The sequence below is a fragment of the Flavobacterium sharifuzzamanii genome, assembly GCF_003254585.1.
GTDB classification, from domain to species: Bacteria; Bacteroidota; Bacteroidia; order Flavobacteriales; family Flavobacteriaceae; genus Flavobacterium; species Flavobacterium sharifuzzamanii.
Genome location: NZ_QJGZ01000028.1, coordinates 1 through 16,312, shown reverse-complemented (window position 1 = coordinate 16,312; position 16,312 = coordinate 1). Strand labels below are relative to the sequence as shown.

Genomic DNA, 16,312 nt, shown 5'->3' with positions numbered 1-16,312 from the left:
TTTTGCTCTAAAAAACCGCTTAAGACAAAAGACTTCCAAATTTAGGAAGTGAATATTTTTATAAAGCCGTATTTAATAGTACTTTTGCAACCTATTTATACGAAATATGAGCTTTTTAAAAGAAATACAACGCAGAAGAACATTTGGAATTATCTCGCACCCCGATGCCGGTAAAACAACTTTAACTGAAAAATTACTGTTGTTTGGAGGTGCTATTCAGGAAGCTGGAGCGGTAAAAAGTAATAAGATTAAAAAAGGAGCAACGAGTGACTTTATGGAAATTGAACGCCAAAGAGGTATCTCGGTTTCGACTTCTGTACTTGCTTTTAATTATAAAGATAAAAAAATCAACATCCTTGATACTCCCGGACACAAGGATTTTGCTGAAGATACCTTTAGAACTTTAACTGCTGTTGACAGTGTAATTGTTGTAATTGACGTTGCAAAAGGGGTTGAGGAGCAAACTGAAAAATTGGTTGCAGTTTGTAGAATGCGTAACATTCCGATGATTGTTTTCATCAATAAATTAGATCGTGAAGGTAAAGATGCTTTTGATCTTATGGATGAAGTGGAGCAAAAATTAGGTTTAAAAGTAACGCCATTAAGCTTCCCTATTGGTATGGGTTATGATTTCCAAGGAATTTACAACTTATGGGAAGAAAACATTAATCTTTTCAGCGGAGACAGCCGTAAAAACATAGAGGAAACGATTGCTTTTTCTGATGTCCAAAATAATCCTGAACTAGATAAAATTGTTGGTGAAAAAGCAGCAACAAAACTTCGTGAAGAACTAGAATTAATCGATGAAGTCTATCCAAAATTTGAACGTCAGGATTATTTAGATGGAAAAATTCAACCAGTATTCTTTGGTTCTGCATTAAATAATTTTGGGGTTCGTGAATTGTTAGATTGTTTCATTACAATCGCTCCATCTCCAAGACCAAAAGATTCTGAAACTCGTTTGGTTGATCCAACAGAAGAAAAAATGAGTGGATTTGTGTTTAAAATTCACGCCAATATGGATCCTAAACATAGAGATCGTTTAGCTTTCATTAAAATCGTTTCTGGAACTTTCGAAAGAAATAAACCATATTACCACGTTCGTCAAAAGAAAAATTTAAAATTCTCTAGTCCAAATGCATTCTTTGCCGAGAAAAAAGAGATTGTCGATGTTTCTTATCCAGGTGATATTGTAGGTTTGCACGATACAGGAAACTTTAAAATTGGTGATACTTTGACAGAAGGTGAAATCATGAGTTTTAAAGGAATTCCGAGCTTCTCTCCAGAACACTTTAGATATATCAATAATGCTGATCCACTGAAAGCAAAACAACTAGATAAAGGTGTCGATCAATTAATGGATGAAGGTGTCGCACAGTTATTTACTTTGGAAATGAATAACCGTAAAGTTATTGGAACTGTGGGAGCACTTCAGTACGAGGTTATCCAATACCGTTTGGAGCACGAATATGGTGCAAAATGTACTTACGAAAACTTTCCTGTACACAAAGCTTGCTGGGTAAAACCTGACGATGCTAAAAACGAAGAATTCAAAGAATTTAAGCGTATTAAACAAAAATTCTTGGCTCATGACAAATATGGACAGCTGGTATTCTTAGCTGATTCTGATTTCACAATTCAAATGACACAAAGCAAATATCCAACTGTTAAGTTGTACTTTACATCTGAGTTCGATTAATTTAGTTTATACTAAAAATATAAAAAGGCTGTCAATTTATTTAGACAGCCTTTTCTATTTACATTCCCCAATATGTAAATTTGATTATTAACGAGTATAATTAATTCCTAATCCACCCGCGATATAGATTCTGATAAGCTCACCCGAATCAACAATTATATTTTTTATCACAACATTATTTTTAGCAGATTTTATATCAAAAGCTATTTCCTTTGATAAATAATAGTCATTTGCTGTAATTGTAACCATTAACGCATTACTATCCTTTAAAACTTTGGTTTCTATAATAAACTCTCCTGTTTTAGGATTTACTTTAACAGGATTCTGCGAACCGTCAACAGCAAGCATTAAGTTTGAATACACTTCTTTATCAAAAGGTTTATTAGTTTTAGTCTCTAATAATTTTCCTTTTATTGTTATCAAAATCTCTTTATTTCGAGTTTGATTATAAGCCACTTTCCCTACTTTATAAGTATTGGGTTGCGGACTGCTTACTTCAGTTTGAATAGGCTCTTTTTCTTGTGCTGAAAGATTTGATGCCAACAAAACAGATGCGGCAACTGCTGCATATTTTAAAGTATTCATTTTAGAAGCTTCATTGTATACAAACTGTTCATCTAATTGTGTTGTTCTCAACCTCGCACAGATAGATTTTCCTTCGTTTTCAGTAATGAATTTAGCAACTTCTGAATTGGTTTTCTTACTTAAATCAATTACATTTTTCATGCAGGAATTACAAAACGAACCGTTTGCATTCGGAATCATTTTATCGAAGTTTTCAGAACATGGACTTGCTATTTCTAAGGTGAATTTCTTTTTCATACTGTAATCATTTAAGTTAATACCTCAAAGAGATCATTATACTTATATAGAGTATGTTTTTGAACAAAAGGTTGGGAAAGAAATAAAAAAAGCATAAAAAAAAGCGCTAATATAATTAGCACTTTTAATAATTTGAATTAAATCAACCTTACTAAGTCATTAATATTTCAAAATTCAATCTTTTTTAGGCTATAGCAAGTTAAAACAATACTTATCCGAAAAGAAAATTACTCGACCAAAGTAAATTAAATCCGATAAACTACAATCTTTATCATTATCCATAAAAAAAGCCCCTTTTTCAAGGGGCTTTAAAATTTATGCTTGTCCTGTTGGACCAAAATTAAGCGGAATTGGTGCTTGTTCCGTTTCTTTGATTTCGCCATGAGCTGCCTCAAATCTATGGATATTTTCACCTATTGCTTTTAATAATCTTTTAGCATGTTGTGGCGTCAAGACAATTCTTGATTTTACCTTGGCTTTAGGAATACCTGGCATAATACTCACAAAATCTAAAACAAACTCAGATGATGAGTGATTTATAATTGCAAGATTAGAATAAATTCCTTCTGCAATCGTTTCGTCTAACTCAATGTTAATTTGCTCTTGTTGTTGTTTCGGATTACTCATAGTTTCCTTAATTAATAAATGTATTCTTCTTTATTAGCCATCATTTCGTTGTAATCATCTTTAGATCCTACGATAGTGTTATCGTATTCTCTCATACCAGTTCCCGCAGGAATTCTATGTCCAACAATTACATTTTCTTTTAATCCTTCTAAATCATCTACTTTACCAGCTACTGCAGCTTCGTTAAGTACTTTCGTTGTCTCCTGGAATGAAGCCGCAGAAATGAATGATTTAGTTTGTAACGAAGCTCTTGTAATACCTTGTAGAACTGGCGTTGCAGTTGCAGTAATTACGTCTCTTGCTACAACAAGATTTTTATCTGTACGTTTCAATAATGAATTTTCATCACGCAATTCACGAGGTGTAATGATCTGACCTGGTTTCAATACTGAAGAATCTCCAGCATCTTCAACCACTTTCATACCATATAATTTATCGTTTTGAACAATAAAATCTTTAGTATGAATTAATTGATCTTCTAAGAATAAAGTATCTCCTGGATCTTCAACTCTTACTTTACGCATCATTTGACGAATTACAACCTCAAAGTGCTTGTCATTAATTTTTACCCCTTGTAAACGGTAAACCTCTTGAATTTCATTTACCAAGTACTGTTGTACAGCAGCTGGACCTTGAATTCTTAAGATATCATCTGGTGTAATAGCACCATCAGATAATGGAACTCCCGCTCTTACGAAGTCATTCTCTTGTACTAAGATTTGGCTTGAAAGTTTAACTAGATACTTTTTAATCTCACCAAATTTAGATTCAATAACAATCTCACGGTTACCTCTCTTAATTTTTCCGAATGATACAACACCATCAATTTCAGATACAACCGCTGGGTTTGAAGGGTTACGAGCCTCTAGAAGCTCAGTAATTCTTGGTAAACCTCCCGTGATATCGCCTGCTTTAGAAGAACGACGAGGAATTTTTACTAATACTTTACCTGCTTTAATTTTCTCACCATTCTCAACCATTAAGTGTGCACCTACTGGTAAGTTGTATGAACGAATCAATTCACCTTCTTTACCATAAACTAATAAAGTTGGGATTAATTTTTTGTTTCTAGCCTCAGAAATTACTTTTTCTTGGAAACCAGTCTGCTCATCAATTTCAACCATGTATGATTGTCCTTGCTCTAAATCTTCGTAAGCAATCTTACCAGTAAATTCAGAAACAATTACACCATTATATGGATCCCATTTACAGATTACAGTTCCTTTAGTAACTACATCTCCATCATTTACAAAAATACTAGATCCGTAAGGAATGTTATGCGTATTTAAAACAATTCCGGTTCCTTCGTCAATTAATTTCAACTCCGTAGAACGTGATACAACGATATCAACTTCGTTACCTTCACTATCTTCACCTTTAACTGTTTTTAAATCTTCGATTTCAAGTCTACCGTTGAATCTTGTAACAATACTAGACTCTTCAGAAATACCTCCAGCAACCCCTCCAACGTGGAACGTACGAAGTGTTAACTGTGTACCTGGCTCTCCAATAGACTGAGCTGCTATAACTCCGACAGCTTCACCTCTTTGTGTCATCTTACCAGTAGCTAAGTTTCTACCGTAACATTTAGCACAAATACCTTTTAAAGCTTCACAAGTTAATGGAGATCTAACTTCAACTTTCTCAATTGGAGAAGCTTCAATAGTTCTCATAATTGACTCAGTAATTTGTTCTCCAGATTTAACCATTACTTCATTAGTAAGAGGATTAATAACGTCTTGTAATGCAACACGTCCAAGAATTCTCTCTCCTAAAGATTCAACGATTTCCTCATTTTTCTTCAATGCCGCAACTTCAACACCTCTTAAAGTTCCACAATCTTCGATGTTAACAATAACATCTTGAGAAACGTCATGAAGCCTTCTTGTCAAGTAACCAGCATCGGCTGTTTTAAGAGCCGTATCCGCAAGACCTTTACGAGCACCGTGAGTAGAAATGAAGTACTCAAGAATCGAAAGACCTTCCTTAAAGTTAGAAAGAATCGGGTTTTCAATAATCTCACCACCACCAGCAGTAGATTTTTTAGGCTTAGCCATCAAACCACGCATACCAGTTAACTGACGAATCTGCTCCTTAGAACCCCTCGCCCCAGAGTCAAGCATCATATATACAGAGTTGAAACCTTGTTGGTCTTCTCTAATATTTTTCATTGCTAACTCTGTTAACTGAGCATTTGCTGAAGTCCATACGTCAATAACTTGGTTATAACGCTCGTTATTTGTGATAAGACCCATGTTATAGTTAGTTGAGATACCTTCAACTTGCTCTCTAGCATCTGCAATTAACTTAGTTTTTTGTTCTGGAATTCTAATATCACCTAAAGAGAATGATAAACCTCCTCTAAATGCGAATTTATACCCCATATCTTTCATATTATCCAAGAAAGCTGCCGTTGTAGGTACATCAGTCACACTTAAAATGTGTCCAATAATATCTCTAAGGTTTTTCTTAGTCAATACGTCGTTGATATATCCAGCTGCTTCAGGTACTACTTCGTTAAATAATACACGTCCTGCAGTTGTTTGAATGATTTTGTACACTAATTCTCCAGCGTCATTAAAATCTTTTGCTCTAATTTTAACACGAGCATTCAATTCTAATCTTCCTTCGTTTAATGCAATGTTTACTTCTTCAGCAGAATAGAAAGTCAAATCCTGACCAATAATTTTGTGATCTTCTGTTGAGATACGCTCTTTGGTCATATAGTATAGACCCAAGACCATGTCCTGAGAAGGTACAGTAATTGGAGCACCATTTGCAGGGTTAAGGATATTGTGAGAAGCCAACATTAATAATTGAGCTTCTAAAATAGCTTCTGGTCCTAATGGTAAGTGAACCGCCATCTGGTCACCATCGAAATCGGCGTTGAAAGCCGTACATACTAATGGGTGCAACTGGATCGCTTTTCCTTCAATTAATTTTGGCTGGAAAGCCTGAATACCAAGTCTATGCAAAGTAGGAGCACGGTTTAGCAATACTGGGTGTCCTTTAATTACGTTTTCAAGGATATCCCAAACTACAGGCTCTTTTTTATCGATGATTTTCTTAGCAGATTTTACTGTTTTTACAATACCTCTTTCAATCAATTTACGGATAACGAAAGGTTTGTATAACTCAGAAGCCATATCTTTTGGCAATCCGCACTCATACAATTTTAATTCAGGACCAACGACAATTACCGAACGAGCAGAATAATCCACACGTTTACCAAGTAAGTTTTGACGGAAACGTCCTTGCTTACCTTTTAATGAGTCAGATAATGATTTTAATGGTCTGTTTGATTCTGTTTTAACAGCAGAAGCTTTACGTGTGTTATCGAATAATGAATCTACAGATTCTTGTAACATACGTTTCTCGTTTCTTAAGATAACTTCTGGAGCTTTAATCTCCATTAATCTTTTCAAACGGTTGTTACGGATGATTACACGACGATATAAATCGTTCAAATCTGAAGTTGCAAAACGACCTCCATCAAGCGGTACAAGCGGACGTAATTCTGGTGGGATAACTGGAACCACTTTCATAATCATCCATTCTGGACGGTTTTCGCGGTTTTCGTTAGACTCACGGAAAGACTCAACAACTTGTAATCTTTTTAAAGCTTCAGTTTTTCTTTGTTTAGAAGTCTCATTGTTAGCGCTGTGTCTTAATTCATAAGATAAAGCATCTAGATCAATACGAGCTAATAAATCCATAATACACTCTGCTCCCATTTTGGCAACAAATTTATTAGGATCTAAATCATCTAAATATTGGTTTTCTTGCGGAAGAGTATCTAAAATATTTAAGTATTCTTCTTCAGTTAAGAAATCTAATCTTTGTAATGATTCTCCATCTGCATTTTTAGCAATACCTGGCTGAATTACTACGTATCTTTCGTAGTAAATGATCATATCTAATTTCTTAGAAGGAAGACCAAGGATATAACCAATTTTGTTTGGAAGAGAACGGAAGTACCAGATGTGAGCAATTGGCACAACAAGGTTGATGTGCCCTACTCTATCACGACGTACTTTTTTCTCAGTAACTTCAACACCACAACGGTCACAAATGATACCTTTGTAGCGAATTCTTTTATACTTACCACAAGCACATTCAAAATCTTTTACTGGTCCGAAGATTCTTTCGCAGAAAAGTCCGTCACGCTCTGGTTTGTGAGTTCTATAGTTGATTGTTTCTGGCTTTAAAACCTCTCCTCTTGATTCTTTCAAGATAGATTCTGGCGAAGCCAATCCAATAGAGATTTTGTTAAATCTTTTTACTGGATTCTTATCTTTATTGTTTCTGTTATTCATCATAGTTTTTACTATTGATTTATTTGCAATTAAAAAATTGATTTTAGATTTATAATCTACTCTTAAGAAAATTAAGAGTTAATCATTCAGCTACTACCTCGGGTTACTTCTCTAAACCTCAAATTCTTATCTGAAGTGCTAGTTATAAAATGCCTCGCATTATTATAAAAAATCGGAACGGGTTACGGGTATAAATCTTTAAAAACTTATTATAAATGAGTAATCAGTCCCATTAAAAAATGAGACTGATTTCAAAACTTTTATTATTCTTCCAAACGAAGATCTAAACCTAGACCTTTCAATTCGTGCATTAATACGTTGAATGATTCTGGTAAACCTGGCTCTGGCATAGTTTCACCCTTAACGATAGCCTCGTAAGTCTTAGCTCTACCAATAACGTCATCAGACTTAACAGTTAAGATTTCACGTAGTGTACTAGAAGCTCCATAAGCCTCAAGTGCCCAAACCTCCATCTCTCCAAAACGCTGACCTCCAAATTGAGCCTTACCTCCAAGTGGCTGTTGCGTAATCAATGAGTATGGTCCGATAGAACGTGCGTGCATCTTATCATCAACCATGTGTCCTAATTTAAGCATGTAAATTACACCCACAGTAGCTTTTTGTGCAAAACGCTCTCCAGTTCCACCATCAAATAGGTAAGTATGTCCAAAACGTGGTACTCCAGCTTCATCAGTCAAAGCGTTGATCTCATCAAGAGAAGCTCCGTCGAAAATTGGAGTAGCAAATTTTCTACCCAAGTTCATACCAGCCCATCCTAATACAGTCTCATAAATCTGACCAATGTTCATACGTGAAGGTACCCCAAGTGGATTCAATACGATATCTACTGGTGTTCCGTCTTCTAAGAAAGGCATATCTTCGTGACGAACGATTCTTGCAACAATACCTTTGTTACCGTGACGTCCCGCCATTTTATCACCAACTTTTAACTTACGTTTTTTAGCGATATAGATTTTAGCCAATTTCAAGATTCCAGATGGTAATTCATCTCCAACTGTAATAGTGAATTTCTCTCTCCTTAAAGCCCCTTGTAAGTCGTTCAGCTTAATCTTATAGTTATGAATTAAATCATTAACCATTTTATTAGTAGCATCATCAGCAACCCATTGACCTTTGCTTAAGTGAGCAAAATCTTCTACTGCGTAAAGCATTTTTTGAGTATATTTTTTACCTTTTGGCAAAACTTCTTCACCCAAATCATTCATTACACCTTGAGATGTTTTTCCATTAACGATCAGGAACAATTTCTCAACCAATCTGTCTTTTAATTCAACAAATTTAGTTTCGAACTCCATTTCTAAAGCGCCTAAAGCATCTTTATCTTGAGTACGTTTACGTTTATCTTTTACGGCTCTTGCAAATAATTTTTTGTCAAGAACTACACCGTGTAAAGATGGAGAAGCTTTTAATGAAGCATCTTTTACATCACCTGCTTTATCTCCAAAGATTGCACGAAGCAATTTCTCCTCTGGAGTAGGATCTGATTCTCCTTTTGGTGTAATTTTTCCGATAAGAATGTCGCCAGGCTTAACCTCTGCTCCAATTCTAATCATACCGTTTTCATCTAAATCTTTAGTAGCTTCTTCAGAAACGTTAGGAATATCGTTTGTTAACTCTTCGTTTCCTAACTTAGTATCTCTAACCTCTAATGAATAATCATCAACGTGGATAGAAGTAAAAATATCATCACGAACTACTTTTTCAGAAATTACAATCGCATCCTCGAAGTTGTATCCTTTCCATGGCATGAACGCAACTTTTAAGTTTCTACCTAAAGCTAATTCTCCATTTTGAGTAGCATATCCTTCAGACAATACTTGTCCAGGAACAACTCTATCACCTCTTCTTACGATAGGTTTCAAGTTGATACTTGTACCTTGATTGGTTTTTCTAAATTTAATTAAGTTGTATGTTTTCTCATCAGCATCAAAACTTACCATTCTCTCGTCTTCTGTACGATCGTATTTAATAGTAATGATATTAGCATCTACATATTCAACAGTTCCATGCCCTTCAGCATTGATCAATACTCTTGAATCTGAAGCTACCTGACGCTCTAAACCTGTACCAACAATCGGAGCTTCAGGACGGATCAAAGGAACTGCCTGACGCATCATGTTTGATCCCATCAACGCACGGTTCGCATCATCATGCTCCAAGAAAGGAATCAAAGATGCAGAAATCGAAGCGATTTGGTTTGGCGCAACGTCTGTATAATGAACAACTGATGGCTCAACAACTGGGAAGTCACCTTCCTCACGAGCAATAACATTACTAGCTGTAATTTTACCAGAAGCATCCATTTCAATGTTTGCCTGAGCAATCATTTTACCTTCTTCTTCTTCAGCACTTAAGTAAACTGGAGTACTTTCTAAATCAACTACACCATTAGTTACTTTACGGTAAGGAGTTTCGATGAATCCCATTCCGTTAACTTTTGCATAAACACCAAGAGATGAAATCAAACCAATGTTTGGTCCCTCAGGAGTTTCAATCGGACATAAACGACCATAGTGAGTATAGTGAACGTCACGAACCTCGAAACCAGCTCTCTCTCTCGAAAGTCCACCTGGCCCAAGTGCAGAAAGTCTTCTTTTGTGTGTAATCTCAGCTAATGGATTCGTTTGGTCCATAAATTGAGATAACTGGTTAGTACCAAAGAAAGAGTTGATAACTGATGATAATGTTTTAGCATTAATCAAATCAATTGGTGTAAACACCTCGTTATCTCTAACGTTCATTCTCTCACGAATAGTTCTAGCCATACGTGCTAAACCAACACCGAATTGTTGAGACAATTGTTCTCCAACTGTTCTAACACGACGGTTTGACAAGTGATCGATATCATCAATCTCTGCTTTAGAGTTGATCAATTCGATCAAATATTTAACGATTGTAATGATATCTTCTTTAGTAAGCACTTGCTTATCCATAGGGATATCTAAATCTAATTTTTTGTTCATTCTGTAACGACCAACTTCACCTAAGTTATAACGTTGATCAGAGAAGAACAATTTATCTATAATACCACGAGCAGTTTCCTCATCAGGCGGTTCAGCGTTACGCAACTGACGGTAAATATGCTCAACAGCTTCTTTTTCAGAGTTTGTTGGATCTTTTTGTAACGTGTTGTGGATAATAGCATAATCTGCTTGGTTATTATCCTCTTTGTGTAACAAAATAGATTTTACGTTAGAATCAATAATCTCTTCAACATTATCTTTGTCGATAATCGTATCACGATCAAGGATGATTTCGTTACGCTCGATAGAAACTACCTCTCCAGTATCTTCATCTACGAAATCCTCGTGCCATGTATTCAAAACACGCGCAGCAAGTCTTCTTCCAATATATTTCTTAATACCAGTTTTAGAAACTTTAATTTCTTCAGCTAAGTCGAAAATTTCAAGGATATCCTTATCTCTTTCGAAACCGATAGCACGGAATAAAGTTGTTACAGGTAATTTTTTCTTTCTATCGATATATGCGTACATTACGCTGTTGATATCAGTAGAGAATTCTATCCAAGAACCTTTAAAAGGAATTACTCTTGCAGAATAAAGTTTAGTTCCATTTGCGTGGAATGACTGTCCAAAGAAAACCCCTGGAGAACGGTGTAATTGAGATACTACAACACGCTCGGCACCATTAATAACAAAAGTACCACTAGGAGTCATGTAAGGAATTGTTCCAAGATAAACATCTTGTACAATTGTTTCAAAATCTTCGTGTTCTGGATCTGTACAGTATAGTTTTAACCTAGCTTTTAAAGGCACACTATAAGTAAGACCTCTCTCTATACATTCTTGAATTGTATAACGTGGCGGGTCAACAAAATAATCTAGGAATTCCAATACAAAGTTGTTTCTTGTATCTGTAATTGGGAAGTTTTCCATGAAGGTATTGTATAACCCTTCGTTGCCTCTTTCGTCAGATTTCGTTTCTAATTGAAAGAAATCTTTAAAAGATTTAACCTGAACATCCAAGAAATCAGGATAGTCAGGGATATTTTTTGTAGAGGCAAAATTCAATCTTTCAGTCTGATTTGTTATCATCAATGGACAAAATTTTGATTAAAAAAAAGTAATTTATTTTTGTGTGAATACACATTGTTTAATCTATACTTTCTTATTATAATCAATACATCTTTAAAAATTAGTTCTATAAATTAAGTCTAATTTTCTTTCTTCGTATTGATCAAAAACTTTTTCGTATTTTAAACTATGGGATAATAAAATTGATATATTTTATTATACGAAAAATGGTTTAGGCCTTTGAGTGTTAACTCAAGACCTAAACCTAGTTCTTAAACTGAGTTTAATTATTTAAGCTCAACAGTAGCTCCAGCCTCTTCTAAAGATTTTTTAAGACCTTCAGCCTCTTCTTTAGAAACACCTTCTTTAACGTTGCTTGGTGCACCGTCAACTACATCTTTAGCTTCTTTAAGACCTAAACCAGTTAATTCTTTAACTAATTTTACAACAGCTAATTTAGAAGCTCCTGCATCTTTCAATACAACTGTAAATTCAGTTTGTGCTTCTTCAGCAGCACCGTCTCCTCCACCAGCAGCAACTACTACAGCAGCAGCAGCAGGCTCGATTCCGTACTCATCTTTTAATATTGTTGCTAATTCGTTAACTTCTTTAACTGTTAAGTTAACTAATTGTTCTGCGAATTGTTTCAAATCTGCCATTTTTTCTATCGTTTAAAATGATTTGTGTAAAAAATATAATTTAATTATTGTGCGCTAATTAAGCAGTAAGGAAGCAAACTCCCTTACGATAATTACTCTGCTCCTTCTTCCTCGCTTCCTGCGAATTTGTTTTGTAAAGCAGAAATAATTCTTTGAGCTGGAGATTGTAATAATCCAATGATTTCTCCAATAAGCTCTTCTTTAGATTTAATAGTAGCTAATGCATCTAATTGGTTGTCCCCAATATATACTTCAGAATTGATGTAAGCTCCTTTTAAAACTGGTTTATCAGATTTCTTACGGAAATCTTTGATAATTTTTCCAGGTGCGTTAGCAACATCAGAAATAAAGATAGCACTGTTACCACTTAAAACTGTAGGTAAATCACCATAATCATTAGAAGAAGCTTCCATTGCTTTTGCAAGCAAAGTGTTCTTTACAACCTCTAATTTGATACCTGCTTTAAAACAAGCTCTACGTAAGTTTGAAGTTGTCTCTGCGTTTAAACCAGAAATATCAGATACATAAATGATATTTGTACCAGCTAACTGCGCAGTTAAATTTTCAATCGCGATTGATTTTTCTTCTCTAGTCATACTAAAAATTTTTAACTACCAATTATACTGCTTTTGGGTCTAATGCGATAGCAGGACTCATTGTGCTTGTAAGGTGAATACCTTTGATGTATGTACCTTTAGCAGCAGTTGGTTTAAGTTTTATTAATGTTTGAATAATTTCGTGTGCGTTGTCAACAATCTGCTCAGCTCCAAAAGAAACTTTACCGATTCCTGCGTGTACGATACCAGTTTTATCAACTTTAAAGTCAATTTTACCAGCTTTAACCTCTTGAACAGCTTTTGCAACATCCATAGTTACAGTACCTGTTTTAGGGTTTGGCATTAAACCTCTAGGTCCTAAAATACGACCTAATGGACCTAATTTACCCATTACAGCAGGCATAGTGATGATAACATCAACATCTGTCCAACCGTCTTTAATTTTTTGTAAGTAATCATCAAGACCAACGTGATCTGCTCCAGCCTCTCTTGCTTCAGCCTCTTTATCTGGAGTAACCAACGCTAATACTTTAACGTCTTTTCCTGTTCCGTGAGGTAAAGTTACCACACCTCTTACCATTTGATTCGCTTTTCTTGGATCAACACCCAAACGAACTGCGATATCAACAGACTCATCAAATTTTGCAGAAGCAACAACTTTAATTAATGCAGCAGCATCTTTTAAAGAGTATAATTTGTTCTTTTCAATTTTTGAAGCAGCCTCTTTTTGCTTTTTTGTTAATTTTGCCATTTCTTTTTCTTAATTAAAAAGGAGCATCTCCTGATACAGTTATACCCATAGATCTAGCTGTTCCAGCAACCATACTCATAGCTTTCTCAATTGTGAAAGCATTTAAGTCAGGCATTTTGTCTTCAGCAATAGTTCTAATTTGTTCCCAAGTAACGCTAGCTACTTTTTTACGATTAGGCTCACCAGAACCAGATTTTAGCTTTGCAGCTTCCATTAACTGAACTGCTGCTGGAGGAGTCTTAACAACAAAATCAAATGATTTGTCTTTGTACACAGTGATTTGCACTGGACAAATTTTGCCAGGTTTATCTTGAGTTCTAGCATTAAATTGCTTACAAAACTCCATGATGTTAACCCCAGCAGCTCCTAAAGCAGGTCCAACCGGTGGCGACGGGTTCGCAGCACCTCCCTTAACTTGTAGTTTAACTACCTTACTAATTTCTTTAGCCATTTTTAAAAAATTTAACACTGTGATCAATGGAAGCGATCACAATGGTTTATTATAGTGTAACAAAAAATTATACTTTTTCAACTTGCATAAAACTTAATTCCAATGGAGTTTTTCTTCCGAAAATCTTAACCATTACCTCAAGTTTACGCTTTTCTTCATTGATTTTCTCAACAGATCCGTTAAACCCATTGAAAGGTCCATCAATAACCTTAACCGTTTCTCCAACACTAAATGGAATAGAACGAGTATCTGTATTTACAGCCAACTCATCTACTTTACCTAACATACGGTTTACTTCAGAAAGTCTTAAAGGAACAGGTTCACCACCTTTAGTTTCTCCCAAAAATCCAATAACACTAGTAATTGACTTAATAATATGAGGGATTTCACCAACTAAGTTAGCTTCAATCATAACATATCCAGGAAAGTAAACTTTATCCTTAGATGATTTTTTCCCATCTTTTACAGTAACTACTTTTTCAGTAGGAACCAAAACCTGAGAAACATAATCCTCCATACCTAATCTCGCAATCTCAGTCTCGATATAAGCTTTCACTTTATTCTCTTGACCACTAACCGCTCTAACTACGTACCATTTTTTCACATTATTATCTGCCATCACAAAAAAATTATCCTTTTAACCAGTTAAAAAATCCAGCCAAAGCTTTTGCAAAAAATTCGTCTACTCCCCATGTTGCCAAAGCGAATAAAATCGAAAATACAGCCACAACAATTGTCAATTTTTGAACTTCAGCCCAAGCTGGCCAAGTAACATTTGACTTTAACTCTTCGAAAGCCTCTGATAAATAATTAGTAACTTTTGTCATTTGATATATTTTTTATTGCACGGGCGGAGGGATTCGAACCCCCATCAACGGTTTTGGAGACCGCTATTCTACCCTTGAACTACGCCCGTAATTAAAGCCAGTGATTTCAAATAAGAAATCACTGGCTTTTATTTATTTATAGAATTACTCTACGATTTCAGTAACCTGACCAGCACCAACTGTTCTACCACCTTCACGGATAGCGAAACGTAAACCTACGTTCATAGCGATTGGGCTTAATAAAGCAACCTCAATAGTTAAGTTATCACCTGGCATTACCATCTCTACACCTGCTGGTAAAGTAATAACTCCAGTTACGTCAGTTGTACGTACGTAGAACTGTGGACGGTAGTTATTGTGGAATGGAGTGTGACGTCCACCTTCTTCTTTTTTCAAGATATAAACCTCAGCTTTGAATTTAGCGTGTGGTTTTACTGAACCTGGCTTAATAATAACCATACCTCTTTTGATATCAGCTTTATCAATACCTCTTAACAATAAACCTACGTTATCTCCAGCTTCACCTCTATCAAGGATTTTACGGAACATCTCAACTCCAGTAATAGTAGAAGTTAATTTTTCAGCTCCCATACCAATGATTTCAACAGGATCTCCAGTGTTAGCAACTCCAGTTTCGATACGACCTGTAGCAACAGTTCCACGACCTGTAATTGTAAATACGTCCTCAACTGGCATCAAGAATGGTTTAGCAACGTCACGTACTGGCTCTTCGATCCAGTTGTCAACAGCTTCCATTAATTCGATAATTTTAGGTACCCAGTTTGGATCATTGTTTAATCCTCCTAAAGCAGAACCTTGAACTACAGGACCATTATCTCCATCATATTCGTAGAAAGATAATAAATCTCTAATTTCCATTTCAACAAGCTCTAACAACTCAGCATCATCAACCATATCCACTTTGTTCATGAAAACAACGATTCTTGGAATACCAACCTGACGACCTAAAAGGATGTGCTCACGAGTTTGTGGCATTGGACCATCTGTAGCAGCAACTACTAAGATAGCTCCGTCCATTTGAGCAGCTCCAGTAACCATGTTCTTTACGTAATCCGCGTGACCTGGACAGTCAACGTGAGCGTAGTGACGGTTAGCTGTTTCATACTCTACGTGAGATGTATTGATAGTAATACCTCTTTCTTTCTCCTCTGGAGCGTTATCGATTTGATCAAACGATTTTGCTTGACAGTAACCAGCATCTGACAATACTTTTGTAATTGCAGCAGTTAATGTAGTTTTTCCGTGATCTACGTGTCCAATTGTACCTATGTTTAAGTGCGGTTTGGAACGATTAAAATTCTCCTTTGCCATTTTACTTAATTTTTAATCTTAGTTATATATTAATTTTCAATTTCCTACTTACTTGAGCCAATGTCGGGATTTGAACCCGAGACCTCTTCCTTACCAAGGAAGCACTCTACCCCTGAGCTACACCGGCAGAGAGTTCTGATTTGAGATTTTCGAATCCAAATCTCAGATTTTCAACAATCTAAAATCTAAGACCCAAAATCTTAACCTCTTTTTTTT

12 protein-coding genes and 2 tRNA genes are annotated in these 16,312 nt (G+C 35.5%); 1 reads left to right on the top strand and 13 read right to left on the bottom strand.

Annotation, left to right across the window (positions count from 1 at the left end; all coding sequences use genetic code 11):
• Window positions 1–106: 106 nt before the first annotated feature.
• Window positions 107–1,699 carry a peptide chain release factor 3 gene (locus DMA14_RS00615; protein ID WP_111422304.1) on the top strand — a complete coding sequence of 531 codons (1,593 nt, stop codon included), beginning with the start codon at window positions 107–109 and terminating at the stop codon, window positions 1,697–1,699.
• A gap of 87 nt (window positions 1,700–1,786) precedes the next feature.
• On the opposite strand, the gene DMA14_RS00610 is transcribed toward DMA14_RS00615, so the two are convergent.
• From DMA14_RS00610 to DMA14_RS00550, 13 genes are all read right to left on the bottom strand, one after another.
• Complete coding sequence (locus tag DMA14_RS00610; RefSeq protein WP_111422302.1) at window positions 1,787–2,521, bottom strand: hypothetical protein; 735 nt, start codon at window positions 2,519–2,521, stop codon at window positions 1,787–1,789.
• A gap of 315 nt (window positions 2,522–2,836) precedes the next feature.
• On the bottom strand, window positions 2,837–3,148 hold the full coding sequence (locus tag DMA14_RS00605; protein WP_055094614.1) for a DUF3467 domain-containing protein: 312 nt from the start codon (window positions 3,146–3,148) through the stop codon (window positions 2,837–2,839).
• 11 nt (window positions 3,149–3,159) lie between these two features.
• Complete coding sequence (gene rpoC, locus DMA14_RS00600; RefSeq protein WP_111422300.1) at window positions 3,160–7,467, bottom strand: DNA-directed RNA polymerase subunit beta'; 4,308 nt, start codon at window positions 7,465–7,467, stop codon at window positions 3,160–3,162.
• Window positions 7,468–7,727: 260 nt separating this feature from the next.
• Entirely contained in the window at window positions 7,728–11,540 is a 3,813-nt protein-coding gene (gene rpoB / locus DMA14_RS00595; protein ID WP_111422298.1) for a DNA-directed RNA polymerase subunit beta, read from the bottom strand.
• 266 nt (window positions 11,541–11,806) lie between these two features.
• Window positions 11,807–12,178: a 50S ribosomal protein L7/L12 gene (gene rplL, locus DMA14_RS00590; RefSeq protein ID WP_008466917.1), complete on the bottom strand. Its 372-nt coding sequence runs from the start codon at window positions 12,176–12,178 to the stop codon at window positions 11,807–11,809.
• A gap of 92 nt (window positions 12,179–12,270) precedes the next feature.
• On the bottom strand, window positions 12,271–12,774 hold the full coding sequence (gene rplJ, locus DMA14_RS00585; RefSeq protein ID WP_111422296.1) for a 50S ribosomal protein L10: 504 nt from the start codon (window positions 12,772–12,774) through the stop codon (window positions 12,271–12,273).
• A 22-nt stretch (window positions 12,775–12,796) separates the two neighbouring features.
• A complete protein-coding gene (rplA, locus tag DMA14_RS00580) occupies window positions 12,797–13,486 on the bottom strand; it encodes a 50S ribosomal protein L1 (protein ID WP_025572415.1) in 690 nt (229 codons plus the stop codon).
• Between the two features lie 13 nt (window positions 13,487–13,499).
• The gene (rplK, locus tag DMA14_RS00575) at window positions 13,500–13,937 is read right to left on the bottom strand and encodes a 50S ribosomal protein L11 (protein ID WP_008466923.1); all 438 of its coding nucleotides are present in this window, start codon (window positions 13,935–13,937) and stop codon (window positions 13,500–13,502) included.
• Between the two features lie 67 nt (window positions 13,938–14,004).
• Window positions 14,005–14,556 (bottom strand): transcription termination/antitermination protein NusG, encoded by a 552-nt coding sequence (nusG, locus tag DMA14_RS00570; RefSeq protein WP_008466925.1) that lies wholly within the window; start codon window positions 14,554–14,556, stop codon window positions 14,005–14,007.
• A 10-nt stretch (window positions 14,557–14,566) separates the two neighbouring features.
• Complete coding sequence (gene secE, locus DMA14_RS00565; RefSeq protein ID WP_008466927.1) at window positions 14,567–14,764, bottom strand: preprotein translocase subunit SecE; 198 nt, start codon at window positions 14,762–14,764, stop codon at window positions 14,567–14,569.
• Between the two features lie 18 nt (window positions 14,765–14,782).
• Window positions 14,783–14,853 (bottom strand) — tRNA-Trp (locus DMA14_RS00560).
• A gap of 55 nt (window positions 14,854–14,908) precedes the next feature.
• On the bottom strand, window positions 14,909–16,096 hold the full coding sequence (gene tuf, locus DMA14_RS00555; RefSeq protein WP_109192121.1) for an elongation factor Tu: 1,188 nt from the start codon (window positions 16,094–16,096) through the stop codon (window positions 14,909–14,911).
• A gap of 55 nt (window positions 16,097–16,151) precedes the next feature.
• A tRNA-Thr gene (locus DMA14_RS00550) sits at window positions 16,152–16,223 on the bottom strand.
• Window positions 16,224–16,312: the final 89 nt, after the last annotated feature.

Excerpts from the sequence above, each read along its gene's own strand:
- DMA14_RS00615 (WP_111422304.1), top strand. The coding sequence starts at position 107 with ATGAGCTTTTTAAAAGAAATACAACGCAGAAGAACATTTGGAATTATC.
- DMA14_RS00610 (WP_111422302.1), bottom strand. The coding sequence starts at position 2,521 with ATGAAAAAGAAATTCACCTTAGAAATAGCAAGTCCATGTTCTGAAAAC.
- DMA14_RS00605 (WP_055094614.1), bottom strand. The coding sequence starts at position 3,148 with ATGAGTAATCCGAAACAACAACAAGAGCAAATTAACATTGAGTTAGAC.
- rpoC (WP_111422300.1), bottom strand. The coding sequence starts at position 7,467 with ATGATGAATAACAGAAACAATAAAGATAAGAATCCAGTAAAAAGATTT.
- rpoB (WP_111422298.1), bottom strand. The coding sequence starts at position 11,540 with ATGATAACAAATCAGACTGAAAGATTGAATTTTGCCTCTACAAAAAAT.
- rplL (WP_008466917.1), bottom strand. The coding sequence starts at position 12,178 with ATGGCAGATTTGAAACAATTCGCAGAACAATTAGTTAACTTAACAGTT.
- rplJ (WP_111422296.1), bottom strand. The coding sequence starts at position 12,774 with ATGACTAGAGAAGAAAAATCAATCGCGATTGAAAATTTAACTGCGCAG.
- rplA (WP_025572415.1), bottom strand. The coding sequence starts at position 13,486 with ATGGCAAAATTAACAAAAAAGCAAAAAGAGGCTGCTTCAAAAATTGAA.
- rplK (WP_008466923.1), bottom strand. The coding sequence starts at position 13,937 with ATGGCTAAAGAAATTAGTAAGGTAGTTAAACTACAAGTTAAGGGAGGT.
- nusG (WP_008466925.1), bottom strand. The coding sequence starts at position 14,556 with ATGGCAGATAATAATGTGAAAAAATGGTACGTAGTTAGAGCGGTTAGT.
- secE (WP_008466927.1), bottom strand. The coding sequence starts at position 14,764 with ATGACAAAAGTTACTAATTATTTATCAGAGGCTTTCGAAGAGTTAAAG.
- tuf (WP_109192121.1), bottom strand. The coding sequence starts at position 16,096 with ATGGCAAAGGAGAATTTTAATCGTTCCAAACCGCACTTAAACATAGGT.